The 25,632-nt window shown below is 50.8% G+C and carries 24 protein-coding genes; 8 read left to right on the top strand and 16 right to left on the bottom strand.

Features of this window, described 5'->3' with window-relative positions:
- Positions 1-24 precede the first annotated feature (24 nt).
- A complete protein-coding gene (locus PREMU_RS10525) occupies positions 25-3,324 on the bottom strand; it encodes a SusC/RagA family TonB-linked outer membrane protein (protein WP_007575204.1) in 3,300 nt (1,099 codons plus the stop codon).
- 379 nt (positions 3,325-3,703) lie between these two features.
- Here PREMU_RS10525 and PREMU_RS10520 point away from each other — a divergent pair, with 379 nt between their 5' ends.
- On the top strand, positions 3,704-3,886 hold the full coding sequence (locus PREMU_RS10520) for an RNA polymerase sigma factor (protein ID WP_007575202.1): 183 nt from the start codon (positions 3,704-3,706) through the stop codon (positions 3,884-3,886).
- Between the two features lie 79 nt (positions 3,887-3,965).
- Positions 3,966-4,520, top strand: a complete 555-nt coding sequence (locus PREMU_RS10515) for a hypothetical protein (protein ID WP_007575199.1) — start codon at positions 3,966-3,968, stop codon at positions 4,518-4,520.
- A gap of 183 nt (positions 4,521-4,703) precedes the next feature.
- On the opposite strand, the gene PREMU_RS10510 is transcribed toward PREMU_RS10515, so the two are convergent.
- From PREMU_RS10510 to PREMU_RS10460, 11 genes are all read right to left on the bottom strand, one after another.
- On the bottom strand, positions 4,704-5,696 hold the full coding sequence (locus tag PREMU_RS10510) for a FecR family protein (RefSeq protein WP_007575197.1): 993 nt from the start codon (positions 5,694-5,696) through the stop codon (positions 4,704-4,706).
- Positions 5,697-5,780: 84 nt separating this feature from the next.
- A complete protein-coding gene (locus PREMU_RS10505; RefSeq protein ID WP_007575195.1) occupies positions 5,781-6,335 on the bottom strand; it encodes an RNA polymerase sigma-70 factor in 555 nt (184 codons plus the stop codon).
- Positions 6,336-6,408: 73 nt separating this feature from the next.
- A complete protein-coding gene (gene secG, locus PREMU_RS10500) occupies positions 6,409-6,807 on the bottom strand; it encodes a preprotein translocase subunit SecG (RefSeq protein ID WP_007575193.1) in 399 nt (132 codons plus the stop codon).
- Positions 6,808-6,820: 13 nt separating this feature from the next.
- Positions 6,821-7,588 (bottom strand): hypothetical protein, encoded by a 768-nt coding sequence (locus PREMU_RS10495; protein ID WP_007575192.1) that lies wholly within the window; start codon positions 7,586-7,588, stop codon positions 6,821-6,823.
- Positions 7,589-7,609: 21 nt separating this feature from the next.
- Complete coding sequence (gene lptE / locus PREMU_RS10490; RefSeq protein WP_007575189.1) at positions 7,610-8,131, bottom strand: LPS assembly lipoprotein LptE; 522 nt, start codon at positions 8,129-8,131, stop codon at positions 7,610-7,612.
- Entirely contained in the window at positions 8,109-9,362 is a 1,254-nt protein-coding gene (locus PREMU_RS10485) for a sigma-54 interaction domain-containing protein (RefSeq protein WP_007575187.1), read from the bottom strand. Before PREMU_RS10485 ends, lptE begins: the two co-directional genes overlap by 23 nt.
- A gap of 393 nt (positions 9,363-9,755) precedes the next feature.
- Positions 9,756-10,787, bottom strand: coding sequence for a lysylphosphatidylglycerol synthase transmembrane domain-containing protein (locus PREMU_RS10480; protein ID WP_007575186.1), 1,032 nt, complete (start codon positions 10,785-10,787; stop codon positions 9,756-9,758).
- Complete coding sequence (locus PREMU_RS10475; protein ID WP_007575184.1) at positions 10,784-11,962, bottom strand: PdxA family dehydrogenase; 1,179 nt, start codon at positions 11,960-11,962, stop codon at positions 10,784-10,786. The genes PREMU_RS10480 and PREMU_RS10475 overlap by 4 nt, the downstream gene beginning before the upstream one ends.
- A gap of 29 nt (positions 11,963-11,991) precedes the next feature.
- Complete coding sequence (locus PREMU_RS10470; protein WP_050796417.1) at positions 11,992-12,981, bottom strand: DUF4837 family protein; 990 nt, start codon at positions 12,979-12,981, stop codon at positions 11,992-11,994.
- 49 nt (positions 12,982-13,030) lie between these two features.
- Positions 13,031-14,083: a dual-specificity RNA methyltransferase RlmN gene (gene rlmN / locus PREMU_RS10465; RefSeq protein ID WP_007575180.1), complete on the bottom strand. Its 1,053-nt coding sequence runs from the start codon at positions 14,081-14,083 to the stop codon at positions 13,031-13,033.
- Between the two features lie 110 nt (positions 14,084-14,193).
- On the bottom strand, positions 14,194-15,666 hold the full coding sequence (locus tag PREMU_RS10460; protein ID WP_007575177.1) for an alpha-L-fucosidase: 1,473 nt from the start codon (positions 15,664-15,666) through the stop codon (positions 14,194-14,196).
- A 190-nt stretch (positions 15,667-15,856) separates the two neighbouring features.
- Between PREMU_RS10460 and PREMU_RS10455 the strand changes: the two genes are divergently transcribed.
- From PREMU_RS10455 to PREMU_RS10435, 5 genes are all read left to right on the top strand, one after another.
- Positions 15,857-17,260: a SpoIID/LytB domain-containing protein gene (locus PREMU_RS10455; RefSeq protein WP_007575175.1), complete on the top strand. Its 1,404-nt coding sequence runs from the start codon at positions 15,857-15,859 to the stop codon at positions 17,258-17,260.
- On the top strand, positions 17,254-18,570 hold the full coding sequence (locus PREMU_RS10450; protein ID WP_007575173.1) for an MFS transporter: 1,317 nt from the start codon (positions 17,254-17,256) through the stop codon (positions 18,568-18,570). Before PREMU_RS10455 ends, PREMU_RS10450 begins: the two co-directional genes overlap by 7 nt.
- Before the next feature lie 22 nt (positions 18,571-18,592).
- A complete protein-coding gene (flxB, locus tag PREMU_RS10445; protein ID WP_007575171.1) occupies positions 18,593-19,324 on the top strand; it encodes a flexirubin biosynthesis SDR family reductase FlxB in 732 nt (243 codons plus the stop codon).
- 18 nt (positions 19,325-19,342) lie between these two features.
- Positions 19,343-20,458 (top strand): energy transducer TonB, encoded by a 1,116-nt coding sequence (locus PREMU_RS10440; RefSeq protein ID WP_007575169.1) that lies wholly within the window; start codon positions 19,343-19,345, stop codon positions 20,456-20,458.
- A gap of 435 nt (positions 20,459-20,893) precedes the next feature.
- Positions 20,894-21,403, top strand: a complete 510-nt coding sequence (locus PREMU_RS10435) for a toxin-antitoxin system YwqK family antitoxin (RefSeq protein ID WP_040558949.1) — start codon at positions 20,894-20,896, stop codon at positions 21,401-21,403.
- Between the two features lie 155 nt (positions 21,404-21,558).
- Here the strand turns inward: PREMU_RS10435 and PREMU_RS10430 are convergent, their stop codons facing one another.
- Complete coding sequence (locus PREMU_RS10430) at positions 21,559-22,074, bottom strand: histidine phosphatase family protein (protein ID WP_007575165.1); 516 nt, start codon at positions 22,072-22,074, stop codon at positions 21,559-21,561.
- Between the two features lie 127 nt (positions 22,075-22,201).
- On the opposite strand from PREMU_RS10430, the gene PREMU_RS10425 reads away from it, so the two are divergent.
- A complete protein-coding gene (locus PREMU_RS10425; protein ID WP_007575163.1) occupies positions 22,202-22,849 on the top strand; it encodes a DUF308 domain-containing protein in 648 nt (215 codons plus the stop codon).
- Here the strand turns inward: PREMU_RS10425 and udk are convergent.
- From udk to PREMU_RS10410, 3 genes are read right to left on the bottom strand one after another with little or no spacing between them, the layout of a single operon-like run.
- Complete coding sequence (gene udk, locus PREMU_RS10420) at positions 22,815-23,450, bottom strand: uridine kinase (protein WP_007575161.1); 636 nt, start codon at positions 23,448-23,450, stop codon at positions 22,815-22,817. The two genes, PREMU_RS10425 and udk, sit on opposite strands and share 35 nt — an antisense overlap.
- A 20-nt stretch (positions 23,451-23,470) precedes the next feature.
- Positions 23,471-24,076, bottom strand: a complete 606-nt coding sequence (locus PREMU_RS10415) for a uracil-DNA glycosylase family protein (protein WP_007575159.1) — start codon at positions 24,074-24,076, stop codon at positions 23,471-23,473.
- The gene (locus PREMU_RS10410) at positions 24,073-25,245 is read right to left on the bottom strand and encodes an endonuclease/exonuclease/phosphatase family protein (protein WP_007575158.1); all 1,173 of its coding nucleotides are present in this window, start codon (positions 25,243-25,245) and stop codon (positions 24,073-24,075) included. The genes PREMU_RS10415 and PREMU_RS10410 overlap by 4 nt, the downstream gene beginning before the upstream one ends.
- Between the last annotated feature and the right edge of the window lie 387 nt (positions 25,246-25,632).

Below are 25,632 nucleotides of genomic sequence, written 5' to 3'. Positions count from 1 at the left end.
CTCTTTAAAGATAAAGTCATATTGTCAGAACTGCAGATTGACATTGAAACCCCATGAGCGCAGACTGGGCTGCATGAAGTAGTCGAAGCCTTGGTAGTAAGTGCCGGTGGAGGCTACCGACTCTGGATCGAATGGCGCCTTGTTGTATATCATGAGGAGGTTGTGTGCCACCAGCCCAACTGTAAGGCTTACATCACCGAGCCATTTCTTTGGGAAGGTATAACTGAGATGTGCCTCCTGCAGCCGTGCGTTGGTAGCACTGTAGATATATTCCGACCAGATAGGACTTTCTCCGCCTACGATCGTATAGTAGTTTTCTGCGCTGATAAGACCGCGATTGACCGCTACACCGCCATTGCCGCGCACCTCTGCTGAGCGTTTTGAAACACCGTATGCATCCATGATGGCCTGCGTCTGCGACATTACAATACCGCCAAAGCGTGCTGAAATGAGGAAACCAAGATTGAGACCCTTATAACGGAACTCATTTGAGAAGCCGAGATTGCCTTTAGGAAGTACACTGCCACGATAAAGTGGGTTGTCGAGTGTGCGCTGTACCACCTTACCGTCGTTCACTGCAATATTGCCGTCGGCATCACGCTGGAAGTCTGTCGTAGTATACACGTCGCCCATGGTGCCTCCCTTTTTCAGAATAATTTCGCATCCGGACAGGCCTCCCATGGAGAGTACGCGGTCGGGATCATCGAAAAGCTTGATAATCTTGTTGCGGTTCATACTGTAGGTAAGTGTCGGATTCCATGAGAACTCGCCCCAGGACTTGTTGTAACCCAACGAAAGCTCAATACCTCGGTTGCGCACGTTTCCCGTCTGAACATATTCTTTATTATAGCCACCGGCCGAAGTGATGTCGAGCAGGAAGGTCTGCTTGGTGGTGTTCGACTGATAAAATGTGAGGTCAAGTGTCACGGCGCTGTTGAACAGACGTGCAGACAGACCTGCCTCCCAGGAGTTGGTACGCTCTGGATAAAACTTATCGGGGAACTTGTAGGTCACACTGCTGTATGTCCCTGAAGCAGGATTATACTCATAGCGGTTTTTCGAAGAGATGTTAGCAGGAATAGCCGAGCCTACCGATGCCCATGAGCCACGCACTTTGAGGTAGTCGATGAATGCGGGCAGTTTGACCATCTCCGAGATGACTCCCGACAGGCCCACTGAAGGATAGAAGAAAGACGTCTGTGCGGTACCTTCAAGTGCCGAGTCCCAGTCGTTGCGCCCTGTAACCGTCAGATAAAGCATGCTCCTCCATCCCATCTCCACGTTGGCAAAGAGTGAGTTGATGTTGTGTTGTGAATATGAATAGATAGGGCGGTTGTCGTTGGTTACGCTGCCATAGTCAATGGCGTTGGGCGTAAAGATGTTTGACGGGGCTTTCAGTCCGCCCTGATAGCCGGTAGCGTCATATTTATATCGTGACAACGATGCGCCAAGGTTGGCCGAGAGTGTCCAGTCTGTCCAGCGCTTATTGATGTTTGCCATCAGGTCTCCATAAAGACTACGGTCGTTGATCTTGTCATAGCTATAGAAGCCATATTTAGAATGTGCGAACAAATCGATGGTGGAGGCGTAACGCTTGTCTTCCTGTTTGGCCATGGCGTCATCCCAACGCATGCGGGCGGTAACGTCAAGCCAGTCGAAAACCTGGTATTTAGCCGAGGCATTCACCATGTAGCGGTTCTTGCGGTTGGTGCGCGGCATGCGGTAAGCTACCCAGTATGGGTTTTGCATGTGAAGAGCATCGCCTAAATTCCAGTTCTGCGTATAAATACCACGGGTATCATCGTATAGCTCGTAAGTGCGAATAGCGTCAAAGCTCTCGCCACGGGGGAAGAGATATACGGAAGTCAGCGGATTGAAATACTGTCCTTGGGCCATGAGGTTGCGGTCGTTCTCACGTACATACTGGAAATTAAAGTCCAGCGTGAGCTTATCGTTGAGCGTCTTGGTCACATTCCTTACCATAACGTTATAACGGTTATAAGCATTGTTGGGAATGATTCCCTTGGCATTGGTTGTACCAAGAGAAAGATACAACTGGCTGTTCTTACTGCCTGTGGTTAGCGAGACATTATTCTGGATGTTGGTACCGGTATTGAAGAAGTCCTTCGGATTATAGTCTCCAAAAGCCGATTTTTCCTTATTACCCCAGGAGAGGATGCTGCCAGGAGCGTTGACATACTCGTTTTGGAATTCCGGCATGACAAAGGGATTGGAGAACTGTGAGCTGTTGCTGATCGTTACTTTCACCTTTCCCTCGGCTCCCTTTTTGGTCGTAATCATAATGACGCCTTGTGCTGCTGCTGAGCCATAGAGGGCGGCTGCAGCCGGACCACTGAGCACGCTGATGCTCTCGATGTCGTCAGGGTTGATGTCGGCAATACCTTCAGAGCCTGGTTGTGCAGAGTAAACGCCGCCGTCAACGCTGCCGGAAGAAGTGTTGTTGATGGGTACGCCATCGACAACATAGAGTGCGGCATTGGACTGTGAGATAGACTTCGGGCCACGCATCACCACCTTTGTGGCGCCACCCGCTCCTGCTGATGATGCATTGATGGTGACGCCGGCTACCTTTCCAGAAAGCGAGTTCATAAAGTTGGTACTCTTCACCTTTGTCAGTTCGTCACCCTTCACCTGCTGCACATTGTAGCTCAGGGCCTTTTGCTCCCGTTTGATACCCAAGGCGGTGACAACTACTTCATTGAGCGACTTGGCATCGGGAAGAAGGGTCAGGTCAGCATTGTCACCGCTCACACGCAACTCCTTGTCCTGATAGCCTATGTAAGACACTAAAAGCACAGGATTGGAGCTGTCGGTAGTGATCACATAGTTACCATCAATATCGGTGATGGCTTTCTGATTGGTCCCCACCACACTCACTGTGGCTCCAATGAGCGGTTCCCCATGCTCATCGCGGATGGTCCCTGACACTTTGCGTGCCGTGGCTTTTCCTTTTGGCTGCTGGGGCTTGGGTGTAGCTTGCTCCCGATCCTCTTTCCTTTTAAGATAGACTACATCGTCTTCAATGCGATAGGTCACATCTTTCCCTGCCAACAAGCGCGACAGCACCTCCTGGATGGAGGCGTTATTTACCTTGATGGCCGGAACTGTGGTACTGGCCAGACGGTCATCAAGGAAGAACTCGTACTTGGTCTGCTGTTTGATTTTTTGGATGATGGTTCTCAACTGGGTCTTGGAGCTGTTGAGCGTAATCTGCGCATGAACCCACTGAAACGGAGCTGAAACCAGTAGAAGGGCAAGCATCGCTTTTGCCCATCTCTTGCTTTTAAATGGTACTTGACTCATAGAGGCTATTTTAGGTACATTAATAAAACTGCATAGCAAACGATTTGATGGTTATCCACCGTCGTTCTCTATTCTAACAAGACAACAGGAAAAACTACTTAAAAGAAAAGCTACTTTTTTAGAAAAGAACGCCTAAAAAAGCAAAAAAAATAGTAGAATGATGCCTTTATTTTGAGTTTCAAGGGGTTGTGGCAGTCGTTGGCATTAAGTGGCATAGACGAGAATTTACGAAAAACACAGATTAATGAAATAGAAACGCTCTCAAACCATTACCTCGCAGAAACACGCCCTAATAAGCATTTTTAACGGTTTCTTACGCAATATTTTCGCTTTTCCACGTATTTTATATATATAATGTGTATAATCTCGCACACCCAACATGAAGATAGAAAAGCTAATAGAAAGAGTTAAGGCAGGGGATGCTGACGCTTTAAAAACTGTTTATGAAGCTTATTCTCAAAAAATGAGAAATGTTTGCACAAGGATTACCCAAGAGGACGAGGACACGGTGAGTGACCTCGTCCAAGAATCGTTTATACATGCTTATTATTCTTTAAAGTAAGATGTTTGGTTTTCACTCGACACCAAGAAATCTTATTATTTGAAATATCAGCCAAAAATGTTTATTAATTTAAGCTATTATGAATACCCTCAAAATGCTTTTTAGTGTTCTTCTTGTTTCGACTGTGTTTTGCTCTTGCACAAAAGATGAAGAATACTACAGCCCAGAACTTGCATCTACTATTTGGAACTCGCTTTTTGTCTCAATATTAGATAGACAAGGCAAGCCTATGGATAATGTAGAATTGCTTGCCGATGATGAGTTTTCTGTTTTTTCTGTTATCAGAAAGAATTCAAAGCAAAAAGCGAAAATATATATTGTCGATTATGAGGGAGTAAAAATGCTTAACTTCAGTGTAGATTTGCCTGAGATGAAATCTATGGAGTTTAATGAGGATAAAACAGAGGGGAGTGGAACCGTAGGCTTGGTAATGAATATCAAAGGAACAAAATTGCCTATGCTTGTGAACTTTAGTTTCACATCATCAAAGGACACTGCCATTTTGGGTGGCAGTTGTATACGAATTAAATCCATAGAATATGCTAACAAGACAATTTATCCCACAGAAAAAATGGGCATCCATTTGATTAAAATAAAATATGATGGTAAAAATACCATCATAGAGCCTTGGTAGTAATTGAATTGCATTAACAAATGGTGTGTGAATCAATTAAGCATTTACACACCGTTTGGAGTCAATTCGTTCAATTGTTTGACAAGTAAACATTGTGTATAATGCAGAAGTTGGGACTATTGCCAAATCATTATCTCTATTCACAAGCTGAAATCTTAACAGTATAAGGCTGCAGGCAGTGGATCAATCCGATGTGATCCACACTTCGCTGCCACGACGGTGGTAGTTGATGGGTACGGTCGACCTGATGAGCGACAATACCGAATCGATATTTGGGGCAAGAAAGACGGCACCGGAAAATGTTTGCGTAAGGTCAACGTTATCAGACACGTTCACTTTCACGCCATAGAGTTGCTCCAGTGTGTGGGCTATGTCTTTGACATTGGCATTGGTAAAAGGTATCAGATTGTTGTGCCAGGCTGCAGCCAGACGAGTATCCATATTTTCCACCCGCTGTTGGCCCGTTACCGTATTGAGCGTGACGCGCTGACGGGGCTTGAGCAGGAGCCGGGCATCACGCTTCACATCTCTCACTTCTACAGATCCCTCAATGAGGCTTACTGTTGCCAAATGCCCATTGCCATTAATGGAGAAGACGAACTTTGTTCCCAATACCTTCACGTCTACGGCTTTGCCGGAAACCACGAAAGGCTGATACCGGTTTTTTGTCACTTCGAAATAAGCCTCGCCCTGCAACTCTACCCGCCGTTCCTTCTGACTGAATCTGTGTGGGTATCGCAATTCGGAACCGGCCTTGAGCCATACAGCGCTGCCGTCTGCCAAACGGACGACACGTGGCTTGTCACCAGTTGTTCTGGCGATAAGCATATCGGACGCATGAAGTGGACTGTTAGAACCTGAAAGCCAAAAGCCCAAGGCACCTAAGAAGATAACTCCGGCCACGACAGCCGCCCAACGCCACCAACGACGGCGGGTGATGGCGCGTTGCCTTCTCAAGTCTTCTGCCTCAAGGCGCCGCATCAGGGAGCGGAGACGTAGCGATACCTCGCGGGAGCTCATGGTAGAGGCTTCCGCAGAGCGGCAAACTGACTCCAGATGGAACAGCGCATAGGCATGGGACAAGTCTGCAGCCAACCAGTCGGTCACTGCTTGAAGCTCCTCCGTGTCGCATGCTCCGTTGAGGAATCTGATCAGTATTTCATCGTTCAACTCCATGATAATATCACAACTCTTTGAATTGCGGTGATGATGATATGGCTTGTCCGTATAATTCTAAAACAACTGAGAGCGTCTAACTACTTATAAGCAACACAAAATAATGCTCAATAAGTTTCTCTTTCCGTCCAGCTTTTTACGCAGCATGCGAAGGGCATTATAAATATGTACCTCCACTGTGCGCACAGAGATCCCTAACTTCCCCGCGATCTCCTGATGGCCCAGGCCGTCGATATAACTCATTTGGAACACCTGCCGGCACCTCTCAGGAAGCTCCATGACAGCCTCTTCGATGGCCTGGCGAATGTCAGCCATCTCGACATCATGCTGTGGGTTGCCCCATTCACTCTCCAGATAGGCCATTCGCCGGTCGTTGATGGCAATGAGCAAGGACAGCTGCTCCTCACTATGGTTCGCCTTGTGCAAGATGTTGATGGCCCGTGAGAGGACAGCCCGATAGAGGTAGGCTTCCAGTTTGTCGCACCACTCCACCTCATCGCGTCTGCGCCAAAGGTCAGCAAACACTTCTTCTACCGCATCTTCAGCATCGGCATCGTTTCCTACAATGCCTTTAACGTAAAAGAAGAGTTTCGGATAGGTACGCTTGAATAAGTCTTCGTATGACGACCGGCTCTGCATGCTGTCTCAATGGAAACGCAAAAGGGATACCCTCACGGGATATCCTCTTTTCTGTTTCTTAAAAATATATTGATTATTTAGCAGGAGCAGCCGGTACTGTCGGTGCCTTCTGTGCTTCCTGCGCGGGAGTCTGCTGACCTTGCTGGCCCTGCGCGGGAGCCTGACCGGCGCCGAAGCCCTGCGTGTTGGCCGCATTAGTGGACTGCGTCTTAGTGGCAGAGCGCTCAAGCACGCTCTCGCTGGTCGCGGCCTGTGGAGCCGTATAGGCACAGACAATGCTGAAAACCACCATCGCAGCAGCAAGCCCCCATGTGGCTTTCTCGATGAAGTCGGTGGTCTTACGCACGCCCATGATTGCGTTGGTAGACGAGAAATTACTGGCAAGACCTCCACCTTTCGACTCCTGGATGAGCACGATGAAGATCATCAGTAGAGACACCAGTACAATGAGTACGATAAATAATGTGTACATTTTTCTTTACTTATTATTGTTTTTTATTTTTGTCATTGAGTATAAGTTTCTCAAGGAAACGTATTTGGTCTGCAAAGTAAGTATTTTTTTTCGGATAATTCAAATTTAATCGTTGAATAATTTCTAAAGCCTTCTCATATCTGCCTTGTTTGATATAGATCTTGGCCAAAGTCTCCGTAAAATAGCTCTCGCCTTCATGGTTTCCCGTCTCAGCGTTATCTTCTTCTATGATGGGTTTATACTCCGGTTCTTCCTTGAGTTTTATTTTACCATTCTCATGGTTGATAAAGTCATCTATCAGGCTTTGCCCTTTCATCTGTGGAGCTCTTCTCTCCTCATTCCGCTCCTCCTCATCTTCTGTTTCGAGGAGATAGGAGACGTAATCGATAGCGGCGTCTGCAGGTGTGGGCTTCCGTTTCCGCTTCTGCTTGTCGGGACGGTCTTCTTCTGGGATGGAGTCGAGAAAGTCGTCGATGAGCGAGATGGTCCGGTCTTCGTGCAGCAATTTATCCGTATCCGCAGCCTTTGGCTCCTTCCGCGCTTTCGGTAGCTGATAGTGTCCGGCTTCCACTAAGTCGAAAATCACGCGGCGGTCGGTGATGTAGAGTGCCGCCTGTCGCAATTCCTCATTGAAGGTCGGGTCGTGCAGGAGAAAGAGGTTCTGCAAGAGGAGCAGTCTTGCCGACTGGAAATAAGGGTACAACGCCAATAGTCCGCGAAGCTCATAGAGCGTGTCGCGGTCGAGTTGTTCAGGGTGATGTATGAGATGCGCTATATCCATTCTTGCCGATAGTGGGGAGGATTACCAGTTGGCAACCGTTGCGTTGAATATTTGATCAGTGAGGTCTTTGACCATCTGCGTGACGAGTTCCTCTTGCACACTGGCCAGGCTCTGCGTGGTTTCATAGGTCTTGGTGGAGGTGAACTGTTTCTCAAAGTCTTCCTTGTGGTTGATATTATTGGTAAATCGCACGTTGACGGTCATGGACAGTTCGGTCTGGGCAGAGTAGCCCTCGCTCGACACCGCTTTGTTGCGCTGTGAGTACTGGGTGATCTCGCCCTCTATGACAAGATCACCATTGCGCTTAACTTGCCGCAGACGCGTATGATTGGCAAAGACATCCTTGAGCTCATTGTTGAACATCGGCCCCATCGGTCCCCACACGTAGCTGGAGCGGATAGGGAAATCGGCAATCTGGATGGTCTTTGTCTTCGTATAGTCGATGCTGGCTCCGTTGAAGCCGTACTTCACGCTGCATGCCGTGAGTAGGGCAATGGCGAGCATGAGGAGCACAGAGACGTTAATCTTTCTTATCGAGGCCATATTGCTTAATTCTTCTGTACAGTGTCCGGTCGGAGATGCCAAGCTCCTGCGCCGCTTTCTTTCTGTTGCCATTGTTTCTCTCCAATGCCTTTTCAAGCATCTGCCGGCTGAGGTCGTTGAGGTTGAGGCTCTCCGGCTCTTCGGCCTTGATTTCCTCCGCCACAGCATCCATTGCCGACGTTTGGTCGAACGGACGGCTCTGAGCATAGTTGCTGCCCACGACAGCCGGCATATGCGGTTCTTCGCCTATCATGCCGTGGTTAATGCCCGCCTGCCTGAGCTCGCGCTCCTCATCAATCTGCTTGCGCATCCCTGTGAGGTCGCGCCGCAGGTCGGAGATATTGCCACGCAACTCGTAAAGGATTTTATAGAGAATCTCGCGCTCACTCTCATACGAGTGCTGCCCGGGTTTATTGATAGTGGCAAGCTCTGTAGAGTCAGGATCTTCGGGGATGAAACGCTTGAGGTCTTCGGCGCTGATCTCACGTTTCTCGGAGAGCACCGACATTTGCTCAGTAATATTCTTCAGCTGCCTGACGTTGCCCGGCCATTTATATCGCAGCATGAGCTGTTTGGCGTCATCGCTGAGCGTGATCTTTGGCAACCGGTATTTCTCTGCCATCTGCATGGCGAAGAGGCGGAAGAGCAACAGAATGTCTTCGCCACGGGCCCGCAGCGGCGGCATCTGGATAGGGATGGTGTTGAGGCGGTAATAGAGATCCTCACGGAAGCGCCCCTCCGAGATGGCCTTGCGCATGTTGACATTCGTTGCCGCCACGATGCGCACATCGGTCTTCCGGATTTCCTGGCCTCCCACACGGATATACTCGCCTGTCTCTAAGACACGGAGCAGCCTGGCCTGCGTGGCCATGGGCAGCTCACCCACTTCGTCGAGGAAGATCGTGCCTTTGTTGGCGACACCAAAATAGCCGTCGGCCTCACCGATAGCCCCCGTATAAGCGCCTTTCTCGTGGCCGAAGAGCTCACTGTCAATGGTGCCCTCAGGGATGGAGCCGCAGTTGATGGCAAAGTATTTCTCCCTTCGCCGGGGCGAATTGTCGTGGATGACACGCGGGATGATCTCCTTACCCACGCCGCTCTCACCGACGATGAGCACGCTCAGGTCGGTTGGTGCCACCTGCAGTGCCACGTCAAGGGCATGGTTCAGCTCCTCGCAGTTACCCACGATGTTATAGCGTTGTTTGATTCTTTGCAGTTCTGTTGTGTTCATTGGGTGACAAAATTACATCTTTTTTCCGTAACGGCTGCAATTCTGACAGATTATTTTTCGTCCTTTTCAGAATCTTAGCCCTATTCACACCCTTGCCCCCGACCCAATCAATGATCGTAACGCAAAGAAGGAACAGGCGAGTAGCCTATGTATTTAATAACTATACGAAAGTATTTCAGTGCAGATTTTTATCAAAGTCCAGTTGCCTTTACAGTGTAATCGCATTGCCTTTACGCCGTAGACGCGTTGCCTTTACGCCGTAGACGCGTTGCCTTTACGGTGTAGACGCAACGCCTTTATGCCGTCATCGCGAAGCAGGCAATATAGTCAGGATTGTGGAGCGTGACACAGAGCCGTTTTCTCTCCCATGGAGCTTCGGAAAGCCATCGGGAGTTACGGCTGTGGCTTTGCCTCTTTTTTCTCAATCTTGATGAGCAACAGGCCAATGCCGACCCACAACAACTCGCGGAGACGCACGATGAGTGCCACGAAGATGCCGGCGGAGGCCGACAGCCCCAGTGCTGTGGACGACATGAGGAAACCGCCTTCACGGCCGCCAAGCTGTAGAGGAAGAAAGAAAAGAAGATTGGCAAAAAGAGAGGTAAAGGCAAGGATGAGGACGCAGTCGGGGAAGCTTGGCGAGGGCATGAGAACCAGCAGGATGAAGAAAATCTCCAATGCCGAGAGCACGCGGCAAGCGAGTTCCAGGAGTACGGAGGATACGAAAAAGACAGGTGTCTGCCGGTGCAGGGCCGCTATCTGCTGGTCGATGGTGTCGAGCTGTGTCCTGTGCCGGTCGATAAACGGGCGTGCCCAGCGGCTGACGAAAGGGATATGCCGGAGAAAGTTCATCAGCCTGTTGGCCATTCCCTTGCGGTAGCCTGTCATGAAAAACCAGATGCCTAACCCACAGAAAACCGCCGTAGCCGCCACCAGAGGCCACAGCGCCACGCCTATCGGATGGGTGACTAAGAGCAGCAACAGAGAGAGCAGCCAAAACCAGAAATGGCTGAAGATGTGGGTCATGGCGTAGAGGATGACCGATGAGGAAGCGCGCTCGGTGCCTATCTTCGGTGCAAGCTCCATGATGCGGTAAGGCTCGCCACCCATGAGGCCGCCAGGGGTGGCATAGTTGAGCGCGAAGCCGGACACCGTCACTTTGTAGAGCCACAGCAGGGAGACAGGGTGACGGGCATTGACCTTGGGAAGACTGTCATCAGAATGCTGACACACGCCTTTGATAATCATGAACCAGGAGGTGGTGTTGAGCACATACAGTGCCGCCCACAGTGCCATGACGACGAGAAACCAGTAGCCGGCATGGCTCAATCCCTGCCACACCTGGGCGAAATCGAGCTGCGTCACCATGACGGCGAGCACTACGACGCCGAAGATGAAAAACGCGTTCTGGTATTTTTTCTTCACGCTGTCGTTTCTGTATGCGTAGTGGCGGCAGACTGTGCGCTGCTGTCATTCTCCTCTCTCTTACCCGCGTCTTTGTGAGGTGCCCGCTTCTTGGGGATGGCAAATCTCACTTTCTCGCTCTCGTCCTTGCGCTCCTTATAGATCTTCTGCAAGGGGTTGGCGTAAGGCGCATCAAAGGCAGTGCGTCTCCGGAAACAGTCCACGGCAAGGTAGATGGCGTTTCTCATAGCCTGTGCATCGGCCTTTCCTTTTCCTGCAATGTCGTATCGTGGGGTGACATCGGGTGACGTGCTGATGATGGGAAGTCCTGCTAAGTAATGCACGTTGCCGTCAGGGTTGAGAGCCTTCAGGGGCGCGCGTCCCTGGTCTTCATACATGGAGAGGACGGCATCGAAGGCCATGAAGTCGCCATTGGCAAAGAACCGTTCACTCTGATAAGGGCCGAAGACACAGACGCCTGTGTCGGAAAGCTTCTGCAATGCCGGCGTGATGATCTCTTGCTCTTCCTTTCCTGGGTGGGCCTCTGAGTCGTTGGGATTGAGCGCCAGCACGGCAATGCGCGGGCTCTCAATGCAGAAATCGCGGCGCAGGGCGGTGTAGAGCATGGCCACTTTCTCTATGACGCATGCCGTCGTGATGGCTGCAGGGACGTCGCGCAGGGCGATGTCGCCCGTGAGAGATGACAGGCGCAGGGAGTTGCTCACCAGGATGTCAAGGCCTTTCTTGTTGCCGGAGACACAGCTCTCAATGAATCTCTCATTGCAGGGAAAGTTGAACCCGTCAACATGCATGTTGTCTTCCTCCACTGGTGCGGTGACGAGGACGTCGAAAAGGCCTTCCTTATAGTCGGTGATGGCACGGTCAAGGCTTTTGATGGCTGCACGGCTCGCGTCCTGTGACGGCATGCCAAGGTCGACCTTGATGTCCTCGTTAAATGCCATGAGAAGGTTGATGCGGTTGTCTTTGGCTTCGGAAGCGTTGGAGATGATGCTGAACATTTTCTTGTCGATGCCAAGCGCGTCGCAATGATAAGTAGCTATCTTGGGTGAACCATAGATGACAGGTGTACAGATGTCAAACATCATCGAAGACTCGAAAGCCTTGAAGATGAGCTCGTAGCCTATGCCGTTGGTGTCGCCGTGGGTTAATGCCACACGTATTTTCTTATTGTCCATGGGTGTTTATTGTTGAATCTTATGATGATTTACTTATTCCTTTTTGTTTCTTTTCTATTGGCCGAATACAGGGCCGCCTCTAATTGCCGGATGGCATTGCGCTTGTTTTTTGCCGGGGCAAAGACGAAGCCTTCCAGGATGACATTGCCCTTGCCGTGAGCTTCCGGCACCCGCCTGCTGACGAATGGACCGCCCATGTTGTCGCCCTCCATCTCCCACAGTCCGCGGAAGAACGTGGCACCTTTGTTCTGCATCACGGTCGGGGCTACCGTTGTCATCTGCATGCGATCCGTCTCACCCTTGATGTTCCTGCCCAAGGCACTGTCGCGGCATGCGATGAAGTCGGCCCGGGATGGCGTACGATAGACGACGAGGTTGTTCATGACCGTTGGCGAGTTGTTGCTCAGCCATAGGAAGTCCTTTCCTTTCCGGCATGCTGTCATATCCAATGGTATCCACATGCGGATGTGGAACATGCTGTCCACCATTCGCTCCGCTTTCACATTGCGATGCGTCCGGAGCAAGGACAGGGCCCTCCTCATCTCTGCCCTGCCAAGCAGGCGCAGCAGGGTCGGTGCCACGCTGCTGATGCTGTCGCCGATCATCCTCGCTGTCGGTGCCGTGACGGTAACTACCAGCTGTGGATCCGCCCACACGTTGCGCTCATAACGCACCCGCACGCTGCTGTACAACGCCGGTGAGGTCTTCACGACAACGATGTTGCGCGCTACCTTCAGTGATGCGTCGAAAGCCGAAGCACGGACTGACGACACGTCCCACTGTGGCTCGCTCTGCGGCAGTCCCGGCACGTCGGTCTGCAGAGCGCTGCTGATGATGCCGCCGCTGTCGCCCACGAGGAGCGTCTCAAAGAGCTTGCCACCCGAGGGAGGCAGCATGCTGCCATTGCGGCCGCAGGAAGAGCAGAGCAAGAGGATGCACAACACGACTGTACTGTGGCCGTGCCTGTGTGCCGGCCGCCAACCCTTAAGTATCGCATCACGTATTGTCATACCATTCATTGCTTTTTGCAGATGGTGGCCACCACTAAGGCACGGCCACGGCAAGGCGTCAACGCAGCGCATCAAAGCGCTTTGTGCTCAGCAGCCCGCAGGCAGCCTCGATGTCTTCGCCCCGACTCGCACGGATGGTACAGTAAAGCCCATGCGCCGTGAGATAATCCCTGAACGACAGCATCTTCTCTTCAGTGGCCCCGCGCAAAGGGACATTGGGGATCTGATGGAAACGAATGAGATTGATGCGGCAATCCAGCCCTTTCAGCAGCCTACAGATAGCCTCGGCATGGGCTTTGCTGTCATTGAGGCCCCCGAAAACAATGTATTCGAAGGTGAGTCGCCGCTGGTGGGCGAAGTCGTAGTTGTGCAACAGGTCCACCACCTCACTGATAGCCATGCCTTTCTCGGCCGGCATGAGCTGTTCGCGCTGCTCATGCAGCGGAGAGTGCAGACTGATGGCGACCTGGCAATTGCTCTCTTCGAGGAAACGTTTCAACTTGTCCTTGAGCCCCACAGAACTCACCGTGATGCGCTTCGGGCTCCATGCCCACCCATAAGGTGCAGTGAGAATCTGCGTGGAGCGCAACACGTTGTCGAGGTTGTCCATCGGCTCTCCCTGCCCCATGTAAACGATATTGGTGAGGTTGCCCGCTTCAGGCAAACTGTAAATCTGGTTGAGAATGTCGGCTGTGGTGAGGTAGCCATGAAATCCCTGCTTCCCTGTCTGGCAGAAAAGACAGTTCATTTTGCATCCCACCTCGCATGAGACACAAAGAGTGGCATGACCGCTTTCCTCGGGGATATAGACCGTCTCGACAAACCGTTGGCGCGCCATGTCGCCGTCTGTTGTCCGCACAGGGAAAAGGTATTTGACGGTACCGTCTTTCGACCGCTGCGCGTCAATGGGTACCATGCAGCCTATATCATATTGTTCGGAGAGGAGCTGACGGTTCTGCTTGGACAGATTGGTCATCTCATCGATGGAGGCTACGTGTCGCTCGTAGAGCCATTTGGCAATCTGAGAACCCGTAAAGGCGGGCATGCCAAGACTTTTTGCAACATCTTTCAGCTCGTCAAGCGTCAGGCCTAAAAGTATTTTCTTGTCCATGTAAGTACAATATGTACGGTGTTACATGTGCAAAGTTACAAACTTTTTCCCCGCTTTCGCTGAAAAATGTCGCAAAAGTGTTATTGAAAGTATAATAAAATGTCGATTAATTAATTCTTGTTGATGGGCAGACGGTAAGCACCCACAGCATTGATACACAACGGGCCGCGCGCGTCCAGGAACTTGACACGCACTTGCGAGGTGCTGACGGGGCGGAACCTGAGTAACCGCTTATAGCCCACCGTTGTGGTCTGGCCCGCATCGATGGTCTGCCATTTACCACTGCGGTCAAGATATTCCACCCTGAAGCGTTTCACGCGCTGGCCCAGGGGAATATACTCTTGAAGCATGAGGCAATTGAAGGTCTGCGGCTGCCGTAAACGGAAGGTCAGGGAGCCCTTGTTGACGCCATCGCCCGTGGCCCAGTATGAATCGTACTTCCCGTCTACCACGTTGGCCGGTCTGAATGCTTTGCCACGAGTCGTGCTTGCGGTAACCTTTGCCTTCGTCAGGAGGTTGACAGCAAAGGTCTTGTCGATAATCTCGCGGTAGCCGACAAGAGCCAAAGAGTCCTTCTTCGCGATTTTGCCATGGATGTTGACCGGTACATTCAGCAACAACGTGGCATTGCGGCCCACGCTCTTGAAATAAAGGTCGACAAGCTGTTCAGGCGACAATACCAGCTTGTCATTGGTGGTACTCCAAAACCAATTGGGCCGCCGGATGGACACATCGGCCTCGCCGTGCACCCAGTGAGAGCCGTCGGCATCGCCTTGTCCCAACACACGCTCATGATCTTCAACTCCGGCAGGAATCATGTGCTTGTCGGTGAGGAAAGCCCAGTCAGTCTCTCCCGCCACGCCATTCTCGTTGCCGATCCACCGGCTTCCAGGACCGCCATCGGTGTGAATGATGCACTTGGGGTCGGCGTCATTCAGCATCTTGAAAAGTGCTGGGAAATTGTAATAATGGACCTTGTCTATCGTGCGCTTCTCCCGTGCGCCGCCATAATAGCCGTCGCCGCCATTGGCACCGTCGAACCATACTTCAAAGAAGGGACCGTATTGCGTGAGGAGCTCTCTGAGCTGCTTCTTATAATAATCAACGTATTCCGGCGTGCCATAGCTGGCTTGGTGGCGGTCCCACGGTGAGAGATAAATGCCAAACTCCATCCCCTGCTTGCGGCACTCGGCTGCCAGTTCGCCCACAGCGTCGCCCTTGCCATGACGATAGGGGGAGGCCGAGATGGAATAATCCGTGTATTTGGTGGGCCACAAACAGAAGCCGTCATGGTGCTTGGCGGTGAAGATGATACCCTTCAGACCACCTTGGAGAAGCGTTTTGACCCACTGCCCGCAATCGAGTGTGTCGGGATTGAACACCGAAGGAGCAGCGTCGCCATAGCCCCATTCAAGGTTCAGAAACGTGTTGGTGGTGAAATGAATAAAAGCATAGGTCTCCATTTTCATTTGCTCTACTTGAGCCGGTGTAGGCAAAGGGGCAAGAGGAGCCGGAGCTTTCTGACCGTTTACATGAAGGCTTCCCGCCAATGCCACGGAAAGGAGAAGAGTAGATTTCAGCATGGTTCTATATAAAAAAGATAAAGATTATTAAATGATGATTATTCACTAAAAATGGCAGATAACCGATGCAAATTTAGCAATTATCCATCTGTTCAGCAAAAAAAGAGCAATCTTTTGAGATAAGAAAAGCGTTTTCAAGTTTTTTTAGGACATTATTAGTAATGTGTAGCATAAAAATAGCTACCTTTGCATGAAACACATTTCGTTCATCTTGCCTTTCATGTCAAATGCAGTCTTACATAAGCCCAATCCTTTGACAGAGCCTGTCGTTCACGTGGGAATAGTCGGCGGGCACACGATAAGCTTCAGTCTTAACGGTCCCTACACGCTCAATGGCACTCCCATGACGGGAGATCTTGAGGCGACTGTGGCGCACGGGCTCATCCATCTCAACGGAGAAGCTTATACATGCTTGCTTTTCTCGCCTGCCGGCGAGGAGTCCTCCTTCTCTCTCCATGACGTTACCATCGGCGTGAACTTCCATTGGGAGCGGAAAGAGACACAGACTTTTCGCGGCGCGCTGAAGTTGATCGCCGACAAAGGAAAGCTTTGGGCCGTCAATATAATTCAGGTGGAGCAATACCTGGAAAGTGTCATCTCCAGCGAGATGAGCGCCACATCCAACCTACCACTCCTTATGGCACATGCCGTGATCTCGCGGTCATGGCTGTTGGCACAGATACATGGGGATCCTGCAAAGGCCGCGAACGTGTCCGTTTCTGCCAGTCAGATAGCCCCCAGCCGTGTGGCAGAGGCAGCGACAAAGCGCATCATCAAATGGTATGACCACACTAACCATACGCTTTTTGACGTTTGTGCCGACGACCATTGCCAGCGCTATCAGGGTATCACGAAAGCGACATCGCCCCACGTCAAGGAAGCCATTGACCGCACTCATGGGCAGATTCTGGTGTTCAATGGAGAGATATGCGATACCCGTTTCTCAAAATGTTGTGGTGGCGCACTGGAAGAATATCAGTATTGTTGGGACGACAGGCCTAAGCCCTATCTGCGGGCCCTCGGCGACACGCCTTCGGAAAAGATCCCCGATCTCACCAATGAAGACAATGCAAGAAAATGGATTCTCTCTTCGCCTGAGAGCTTCTGCAATACTCAGGACAAGCGCATCCTTGGGCAGGTACTCAACGGTTATGACCAGGAGACAACCGACTTTTATCGCTGGCACGTAGTCTACACGCAACAGGAGCTGTCGGCTCTCATCAGAAAGAAACTCGATATGGACTTGGGTGACATCCTTCAGATCATTCCTCTGAAGCGCGGAAAAAGCGGGCGCATTTACGAGTTGGAGATAATAGGCACCCGTCAGTCTGTCATTGTAGGCAAGGAATTGGAGATTAGACGGATACTCTCAGAGAGCCATCTGCTGAGTTCCGCGTTTGTCGTAACGACGGTCTCCGGCCCTCTACGTGACGGCAAGACCATTCCCTCAGGCTTCCGGCTGGATGGTGCAGGATGGGGACACGGTGTAGGACTGTGCCAGATAGGTGCTGCCGTGATGGGTGACAAGGGATACGCCTACGATGATATTCTCCGGCACTATTACCCTAACACAAAAATAGAAACGGCATGGTAAACGTCAACCATCATATAAACACATCCGGAAACAAGCGTCGAAGTCCTTGGCTTTGGGTGCCCTCACTATCGTTTGCCGATGGTCTGCCCCCCGTTGCCGTCATGGTGGTCTCGCTTATCTTTTACAAGCAGATGGGACTCTCCAATTCAGCCATCACCTTTTACACCTCATGGCTGTACCTTCCTTGGGTACTCAAGCCTGTCTGGAGCCCTTTTATCGACCTCATCAAGACAAAACGATGGTGGGTGCAGCTTACGGAGATACTGCTTGGCGCCGCTTTCGGAGGCGTCGCCTTCACTATCCCGGCGTCATTCTGGTTTCAGGGCACCCTGTTCTTCTTTTGGGTGGCCGCCTTCACGGGCGCATCCCATTGCGTCGCTGCCGACGGCTTTTACCTTTTAGCCCTCAATGAGCGTCAGCAGGCATGGTTCATGGGCATCCGGCAAATGGCTGACCGACTGGCTACTATCTTCGGTCAAGGCGTGCTGGTGATGGTGGCCGGCAACCTGCAGGTTGTCTTCAGAGGCTCTATCAGTTATTCCTGGAGCCTCACCTTTTATGGACTTGCCGGCGTCTTCTTAGCTCTCTGGCTCTGGCACTGTCAGACTTTGCCCCGCGCCCATAACGACAAGCAGCATCCTTACGTCAGTGCGCATTCCATTCTGAGCGGCTTTGCCCTCACTTTCCGCACCTTCCTTCGCAAGCCTCACATCGTAGTGGCACTGTGTTTCATCCTGCTTTTCCGCCTGCCTGAGGCATTGCTGTCCAAGGTGAGCCTTCTCTTCCTCATCGATGCTACCCACAACGGCGGTCTTGGCTTAGCGCCGCAAGAGTATGGACTTGTTCAGGGTACTGTCGGAATGGTTGGTGTCATCATCGGGTCCATTGCAGGGGGCATCGTTATCAGCCGAGGCGGGCTCAGACGATGGATACCGCCCATGGTCGTTGCCTATGCGTTGCCTCCCTTTATCTACTTGGTTCTGGCTTATTTATTGCCACAGAGCCTGGCGCTGATCTCTGCGGCCGTGTTCATCGAACAGTTGGGAACAGGATTCGGGCTCACGGCGTATATGATGTTCCTCATCTATTATAACCGCGGTGAGTTCCGTACTTCTCACTATGCCATTGCCTCAGCGTTGATGACTCTTTCGTTGATGCTCCCTGGACTCGTCGCCGGCGGACTGGAGGAAATACTCGGATACCGTCGATTCTTCTTTCTGACACTTGTCGCGGTGATGGCTACATGCATCGTGTCTGCCCTCGTGTCCATCGAAGACGATCTCGCCATCGGGCATCAAGAACCTGAATGATTTTGATTCTAAATTCATATAAATGAAATATACACTTGTCACAGGGGCATCGCGGGGCATTGGGAGAGCCATTGCCCTGCTCCTGGCAAAGACGGGACAGCCCGTTATCATCAATTATCGTACCAATGAAGCAAAAGCCTTGGAGGTGAAAAGACTCGTGGAAGCTACTGGTACACCTGCCGAACTCTTAGCTTTCGACGTAGCCAATGAGGCTGAAGTCGATAGGGCCATGGATGCCTGGGAGGCCGCACACCCTGACGATTGGATCTCCGTTCTCGTCAACAACGCCGGCATTCGCCACGACAGTGTGATGTTCATGATGAGCGATGAAGAATGGCACAGTGTAGTCGACACGACCCTCAACGGTTTCTTTTATCTCACCCGCCGCGTGCTTAAACACATGATGCCACGGCACCGCGGAGGCAGAATCGTGAATATGGCATCGCTCTCAGGGGTCAAGGGACTACCCGGACAAGCCAACTACAGTGCCGCCAAGGCCGGTCTGATAGGTGCCACAAAGGCGCTCGCCATTGAAGTGGCACCGCGAAACATCACGGTCAACGCCGTAGCGCCTGGCTTTGTGGAAACGGACATGACCTGTGACCTTAATGAAGACGAGCTGAAAAGACAGATCCCCATGCGGCGTTTTGCCAAACCCGAGGAGATTGCTGAGGTGGTGGCTTTTCTGGTCTCACCTGCAGCCTCCTACATCACGGGAGAAGTCATCAACGTCAACGGCGGACTCTATACTTGAATTAATCGCTTCGAGGCAATGAAAAAGATTCTAACTATCGCTGTCCTCTTTCTGCCGCTTCTCGCAGGAAAGGCACAGACCGTAGACACCAGGGTGGTATCGTATAGCGTCAAATATGAGAAGGAGCACCTTTTCTTGCAGAAGGACTCTGATTACAATGTTGTAGATTATGATATTGAATGGCCTGAGGTTGCCGGATTCAGTAATGTTCCCGAACTCAAACGCTACATCAGCAGCGAGCTAACCGGCATCGCGACCGCAGACTATGACTCGTTGCTGGTAACTCTCCATCAAAGTTACGGTGCACCTGTGAGCAGCATGATGAAGACCATTCCTGACGACCGACGCTTCTGCTATGTCACAGCCACGGCCCGTATAGTGGGATACGAGCCCAATCACTGGATAGCCTATTATCTCAGTCTCAACGTTGAGCCCGGTAAGTTGTCAAGCAACAAAGCGTCTTCAGGAGAGCATGTCGTGGTCTATGACCTTTCCAGAAGGACCCTCTCCAATGTAAAAGACCTCATCAGTTCCAGTGTCGTCACCCGTAATGAGCCGCAGGACTTTTACGACCATCTGTTTGCGCCGCTCGATGACAATTTCTTCAATACGATGACTGGCTGTGAAGTTGAGGGCGTTTGGGTTGACGGTAGAAGCCTCAATTACCTTGTCCGCGCCTTTGTTGGCAGCAATAGCAGGATCTACACCGCTTCTATGCCGTTGGATACGTATGCCTACGCGCTTTCGAGACAAGGAAAAAGACTCTTTATGAAGAAGGCCGAGGCCATCGTGCCGAAAGCAATTACACAGCCATTAACGATAGATGGAGACTCTATATATAATAATGTGGAACAGATGCCGACCTTCAAAGGAGGAAGTGAGGCTTTCAAACAATACATGAGTTATGCATCCAAACCAGAAGTGATGTTGAGCGGGACGGTGAAAGAATACACGAGCTTTGTGGTTGACAAGAATGGGAGAGTGCGAGATGTGTGCGTGCTCAAGCCCATCAATCCTGTTCTCGACCGCCATGCCGCCATGACTATCAAAGGTTTGCCGGACTTTGTACCGGGGAAGATGAATGGTAACAATGTGGCAGTAAGACTCTATATGCCCATTACTTATCAGCCCTAATTAGGTCTCTTTTACATATAAATCATAGTAGATTAGTGGTTTTTAGGAATTGTTACTTTCAGAATGAAACTTATTATTATTGATTTATATCAATAATGATATACGATAAGTTTTATTTACAATAGTGTCATAAAGTGAGAAGCCTACTGTAAGAGGACGTTATGGACCGTTCACAACAGGCTCTGTAGTTTCTGACAAATGGTAAGCTGAATGGCGGTAATATAGAGAAAGATACTAATGTCGACTTTACAAACTGTAAGTTAAGAGGGCACAAAATATTGTTTTTGCATGAAAAGAAGTCTATGAGCCAACAGTTTAATGATGTCGAAAAATAATTATAAAATAACGTTAAGGAAAAGAACAAACCACATAAGAAATGCGTACCTTTGCACCGAAATAAAGAAAAACAATTATAATCTGGAAGGAGTAAACCTTATGAAGAAGATCATTTTGATGTCAGCCATGTTGCTGATGACAATTGTAAGTTTTGGACGCAGCCGTGTCAGTGAGAATGCCAAAGTGGTGGGTGACACCATCTACTATGACGCCAACCAGCGGAGCGTTAACGATGCACGGCAGGCAGCCTATTATCGTTTGCTGAAGACACAAAGCAACGGTCTCGCCAAAGAAGATGTGTTCCAGGACTATTACATGAACGGAAAGCTCCGTGCTGAAGGCGGATACAACTTCGTTGACCTGAGCAACGACAAGAACACCGTGCTCAATGGCGAGGTGACAACTTACTATCAGAACGGCAAGGAGAAACTGCACGGCACTTATGTCAACGGCAAGCGCAACGGATACTTCACCCTGCAGATGCGCGACGGCGGCGTTGCCGTCATGGCCTATAAAGACGGACAGTCACGTTACGACTACTTCATGGTGACCATGCCCGACGGCACACAGCAGAAACGCCCAATGAGCGACATCAAGTCATTGCTGTAATCATAAAGAAAGCATAATCTCTCTTACAATAATATACACTTTTATGATAAAAGATGATTCTTAATCTTTGCGATTAAGAACGGCATCTGACAGAAGCCTTGCATTCGTGAGAATGTGGGGCTTCTGCCTTTTATGACAATCGTTTCGTGGCCTATTCAGAGCATCAGCACGCGAATCTCGGCATTGCGCATCTTTTGAATCTCATTCATTGGCTTCTTGAAATAGACGCTCTGGATGGCTTTGTTGATGATGCCGTGGCCTACAGCGAGCACTACTTTGTCGGGATAGGTCGTTTTGATCCAGGTGAGAAAGTTCTGTGCGCGGCTTTTCATATGCTCCAGGCTCTCCACGTCGTCGGGCCATTCCGTATGCTCCAGGTCGGGAATAAACTTGCCTGTGAACGATCCCCAGTCACGTTCGCGTAACAGTGGGGTAGTAGTGATGTCGTCCTTCGCCACTCCGTGCGCTGCGGCAATGATGATACAAGTCTGGATAGCTCTGTGCAGATCGCTGGCTACAAAGGCATCAATCGGTTTGTCTTTCATTTTCCCTGCTACTTCACGGGCTTGTGCCTTACCTGTCTCATTGAGTTCACCGCCCTGCCAGCCCTGCAGGATCTGGGCGGCATTAGCCACAGTCTCGCCGTGGCGCACAAGATATAATTTAGTCATGCTGCCAAATCGTTATAATCGAGGTGCAAAATTACAAAAAATAACATTGTTTCGTCCATTGTTCAGGGAAAAAAGCCTATCTTTGCAATATGAAGAGTGAATTTGATAAAAGGCTATAGCATAAACTATGAAACCCTTTCGCAGTAGCATTTTCCGCGCCGTATGTGCGATCGCCATCGGCGCGTTGTTAGTCAAATACCGTGAGCAGACAGTGACGTGGATCACGGTTGTCGTTGGTGCTATCTTCCTTGTGAGCGGCATCATTAGTATCACGTCGTGGTTTGCTTCCAAGCGTAGAAACACAGACAGCAGCATGGACATTTACGATGCCCAAGGCCGTCTCATCAATGTGCCGGCGCCGCCATTCCCCATTGTGGGGCTGGGAAGCATCATTCTGGGCGGTGTGCTGGCCCTCTTCCCCAACAGCTTTGTCAACGGTCTCATGTATGTCTTGGCGGCAATGCTCATCTTAGGGGCGCTCACACAGTTTTTCAACCTCACCGTCGCACGGCGTTTTGCTAATATTGGCATTGTGTGGTGGGTCTTTCCCACCTTAGTGCTGCTTGTCGGCCTCGTTGCTGTGTTGAAACCCTCATTCATTGCCACCGCGCCACTGCTTGTCTTAGGTTGGTGCATGATGGTCTATGGAGTTGTCGATCTCATCAACTCCATCAAGATTCATCAGTGCCGTAAGCAAATGTCACAGCCCCATGGCACGCAGGATGCTGTGGCAGAGGAGGTCACAGAAGCGAAGCCTGAGGAACCAGCGTCTTGATATAATTGGTCAGCATGCCGATGCCCTTGACGTTCTCGCCGCCTTGTGGGATGATGACATCGGCAAAACGCTTCGTAGGCTCAATGAACTGCTCGTGCATGGGTTTGAGTACTTTCAGATAGCGGTCCACTACCATTGACACCGTGCGGCCGCGGTCAATGGTGTCTCGCTGGATGTTGCGGATGAGCCGCTCGTCAGAGTCGCAGTCTACGAAGATTTTCAAGTCCATCATGTCGCGCAGGCGCTTGTTGAGCAATGTCATGATGCCTTCTATGATAATCACCGGCTTGGGGTTCACGTGGATGGTCTCGGGCAGGCGGTTGCTGAGGAGGTAGGAATAAGTAGGCTGCTCGATGGCCTCTCCTTGCCTGAGCTCATTGACCTGGTGAATGAGCAGCTTCCAATCGAAGGCGTCAGGATGGTCAAAGTTGATGGCCTTGCGCTCCTCCTCCGTCATTCCCGTCGTCTCGTTGTAATAGGAGTCGAGGGGCACGACGGCGACATAGTCAGGGGGCAGCGCCTCCACGATTTTCTTTACCACAGTGGTCTTGCCGGAACCCGTGCCTCCTGCAATGCCGATAATTGTTGGATTGTCCTTCATGGTTGTGTATTTCTGAAATCTTATTCAATTATTCCAAGGTCGCAGAACATCCTCCTGTAATATGCGGCCTTATCCTCCACCTTCATGGGGAAAGCCCTGCTTGAGCTTGGCTCGCGGTAGAGACTGATGGTCCGGCGCTCAAACTCGAAGTTGATATGGCTTCCCATCTTCATCTTTTTCATTTCCCTGTTATCGATGCCATAGTGTTCGGAGAAGATGTTGGTAGCAAGCTGGCCTGCTGCCAATACGCCCCTGCAACGCGGCAGCGACCGCAGCATGCCGTCGAGATCGGCACGCTCCACCACTTCTAAGTCTTTGTCGGCTGCTGTGCCCGTGGTACGGCGAATGCGCAGGCACGTGTCGAAGATGGCGATGCCCTTCTCGGCGAGAAAGGCTCTCAGCGTATCAAGGCGGTAGGTCTTGTGGGATTCGTCCACGAAGTGCAGCTTGTCGCCAAAGAAGCATAACCCCACAATGCGCCACATGTCATTGGTATAGTTGGGATAATACCACTCCATGCACCAACGCTTGGGTGCCGGCGGAAAGGTGCCAAGCATCAGCAGGCGGGCTGTCGGGGGCAGGAATGGCTCGAAAGGGTGGGTCTCAATGTCTGTAGTTGTTATCATTTCTTCGTGTCCTTTTCCTCCAGGCACTTCTCCTCTGTCATATAAGAAGCGATGTTTTTTAGCTCCGCTTCCGTATAGTCAGGCAATGCGAAAATGTTCTCGTCCAGTGCAGCCGGCTTATTCTCAGGCTGTTCTTTAACGAGATAGACGACTGTCGGCAGGTGGTCGGAATAGCCGTCGAGCCATACGCCGCCGGCAGTGGTGCGGTGTGTGTTGCCCTTGTACTTTCCCTCCTTCTGGAAGAGGTAAGGCATGCGTTGCACCTCATTCTTGAAGAATTTCAGCGTAGAAAAGTCTTTCTTTCCATCCCTGTCAAGGAGACTCGGCGAGAGTATGATCTGGTCGAAGAGGTTCCATGAGCCCTGATATTGCAGTGTACCGGTGCCTTGCCTGACCAGCACATTGTACCAGGGGTTGTACATGTCGTCATCGCCCACCATGGACGGCTCCTCCTTGGCAGAGAGGATCACATGCATGCTCTTGTTGGTCGGGTCATCGTTCATGTCGCCCATCACGATGACCTTTGCCTGCGGATCCATCTTCAGGACGCGGTCTTTCAGTTCTTTGATCTGTGCGGCGCCTACCTCGCGATAGTAACCGTTGCTGAAGCGGCTCGGCAGGTGATTGACGATGACCACGACGTGCTCACCGCCTAACTCACCGCTGACGGCAAGAAAGCCGCGAGTACGGAAGAGTGAGTCCTGCTTTTCTGTGGGCACGTAAGGATAGAGGCGCACGCCTTTAACGGTGAACAGCGTGGGGTTATAGAGTAGGGCGCAGTCGATGCCGCGGTGGTCAGGACCTTCTACATGACAGAACTTATATCCACGCTCACTCAGCTCAGGCTGAGAGCAGAGATCCGTAAGCACCTTGTCGTTTTCCACTTCTGACACGCCGATGACCGAACAGCCTACCCTCGGAAGCATCGTTGTGCCCATGTCGCTGAGCGCGCGGGCCATGTTGTGCAGCTTGTGACTGTATTTCATGCCGTTCCATTTATAGGATCCCGAAGGGAGAAATTCATAGTCCTTCTTGCCTATGTCGTGACACGTATCGAAAAGATTCTCAAGGTTATAGAAACCTATGGCATAGACATTAAACTTCTTCTGCGCCGCGGTGGAAAAGCAGAAGAAAAGCGCTAACAGGAGTGCGGGGAAAAACTTTTTCATCTGAGTTTATTCAGCTAAATAACATGATTTACGTGCAAATGTCGTCATAATTTCTAATATATCACCAATTCTTCGCAGGAAATTTAGGATTCAATGGAGGAATATGGGCAACTTTACAATAAATTAATCGAAAAGGGAAAGATGGCACGCAACACATTGACCCTTTCAGTGGCTGTATCAAAAACATCATGTGACCACGCCGTGGTCATGCATTGACCAAGGTGTGGTCACATGATGACCACGGCGTGGTCACACGATGACCAAAGTGTGGTCACTGTGCCGCATGGGGCGCTTGGTGAGCACTTGCTCACCAAGTCTGCTATTAGTTCGGGTGCAAAGTTATCACCTTCTTTTCATGCGCGAGTCGTTTTCGCGTTTTCTTTTTAG

Source organism: Hallella multisaccharivorax DSM 17128 (assembly GCF_000218235.1).
In the GTDB taxonomy this organism is placed as follows: domain Bacteria; phylum Bacteroidota; class Bacteroidia; order Bacteroidales; family Bacteroidaceae; genus Prevotella; species Prevotella multisaccharivorax.
Note: the sequence above shows the minus strand (reverse complement) of the source record. Positions and strands in the feature narration are given on the sequence as shown.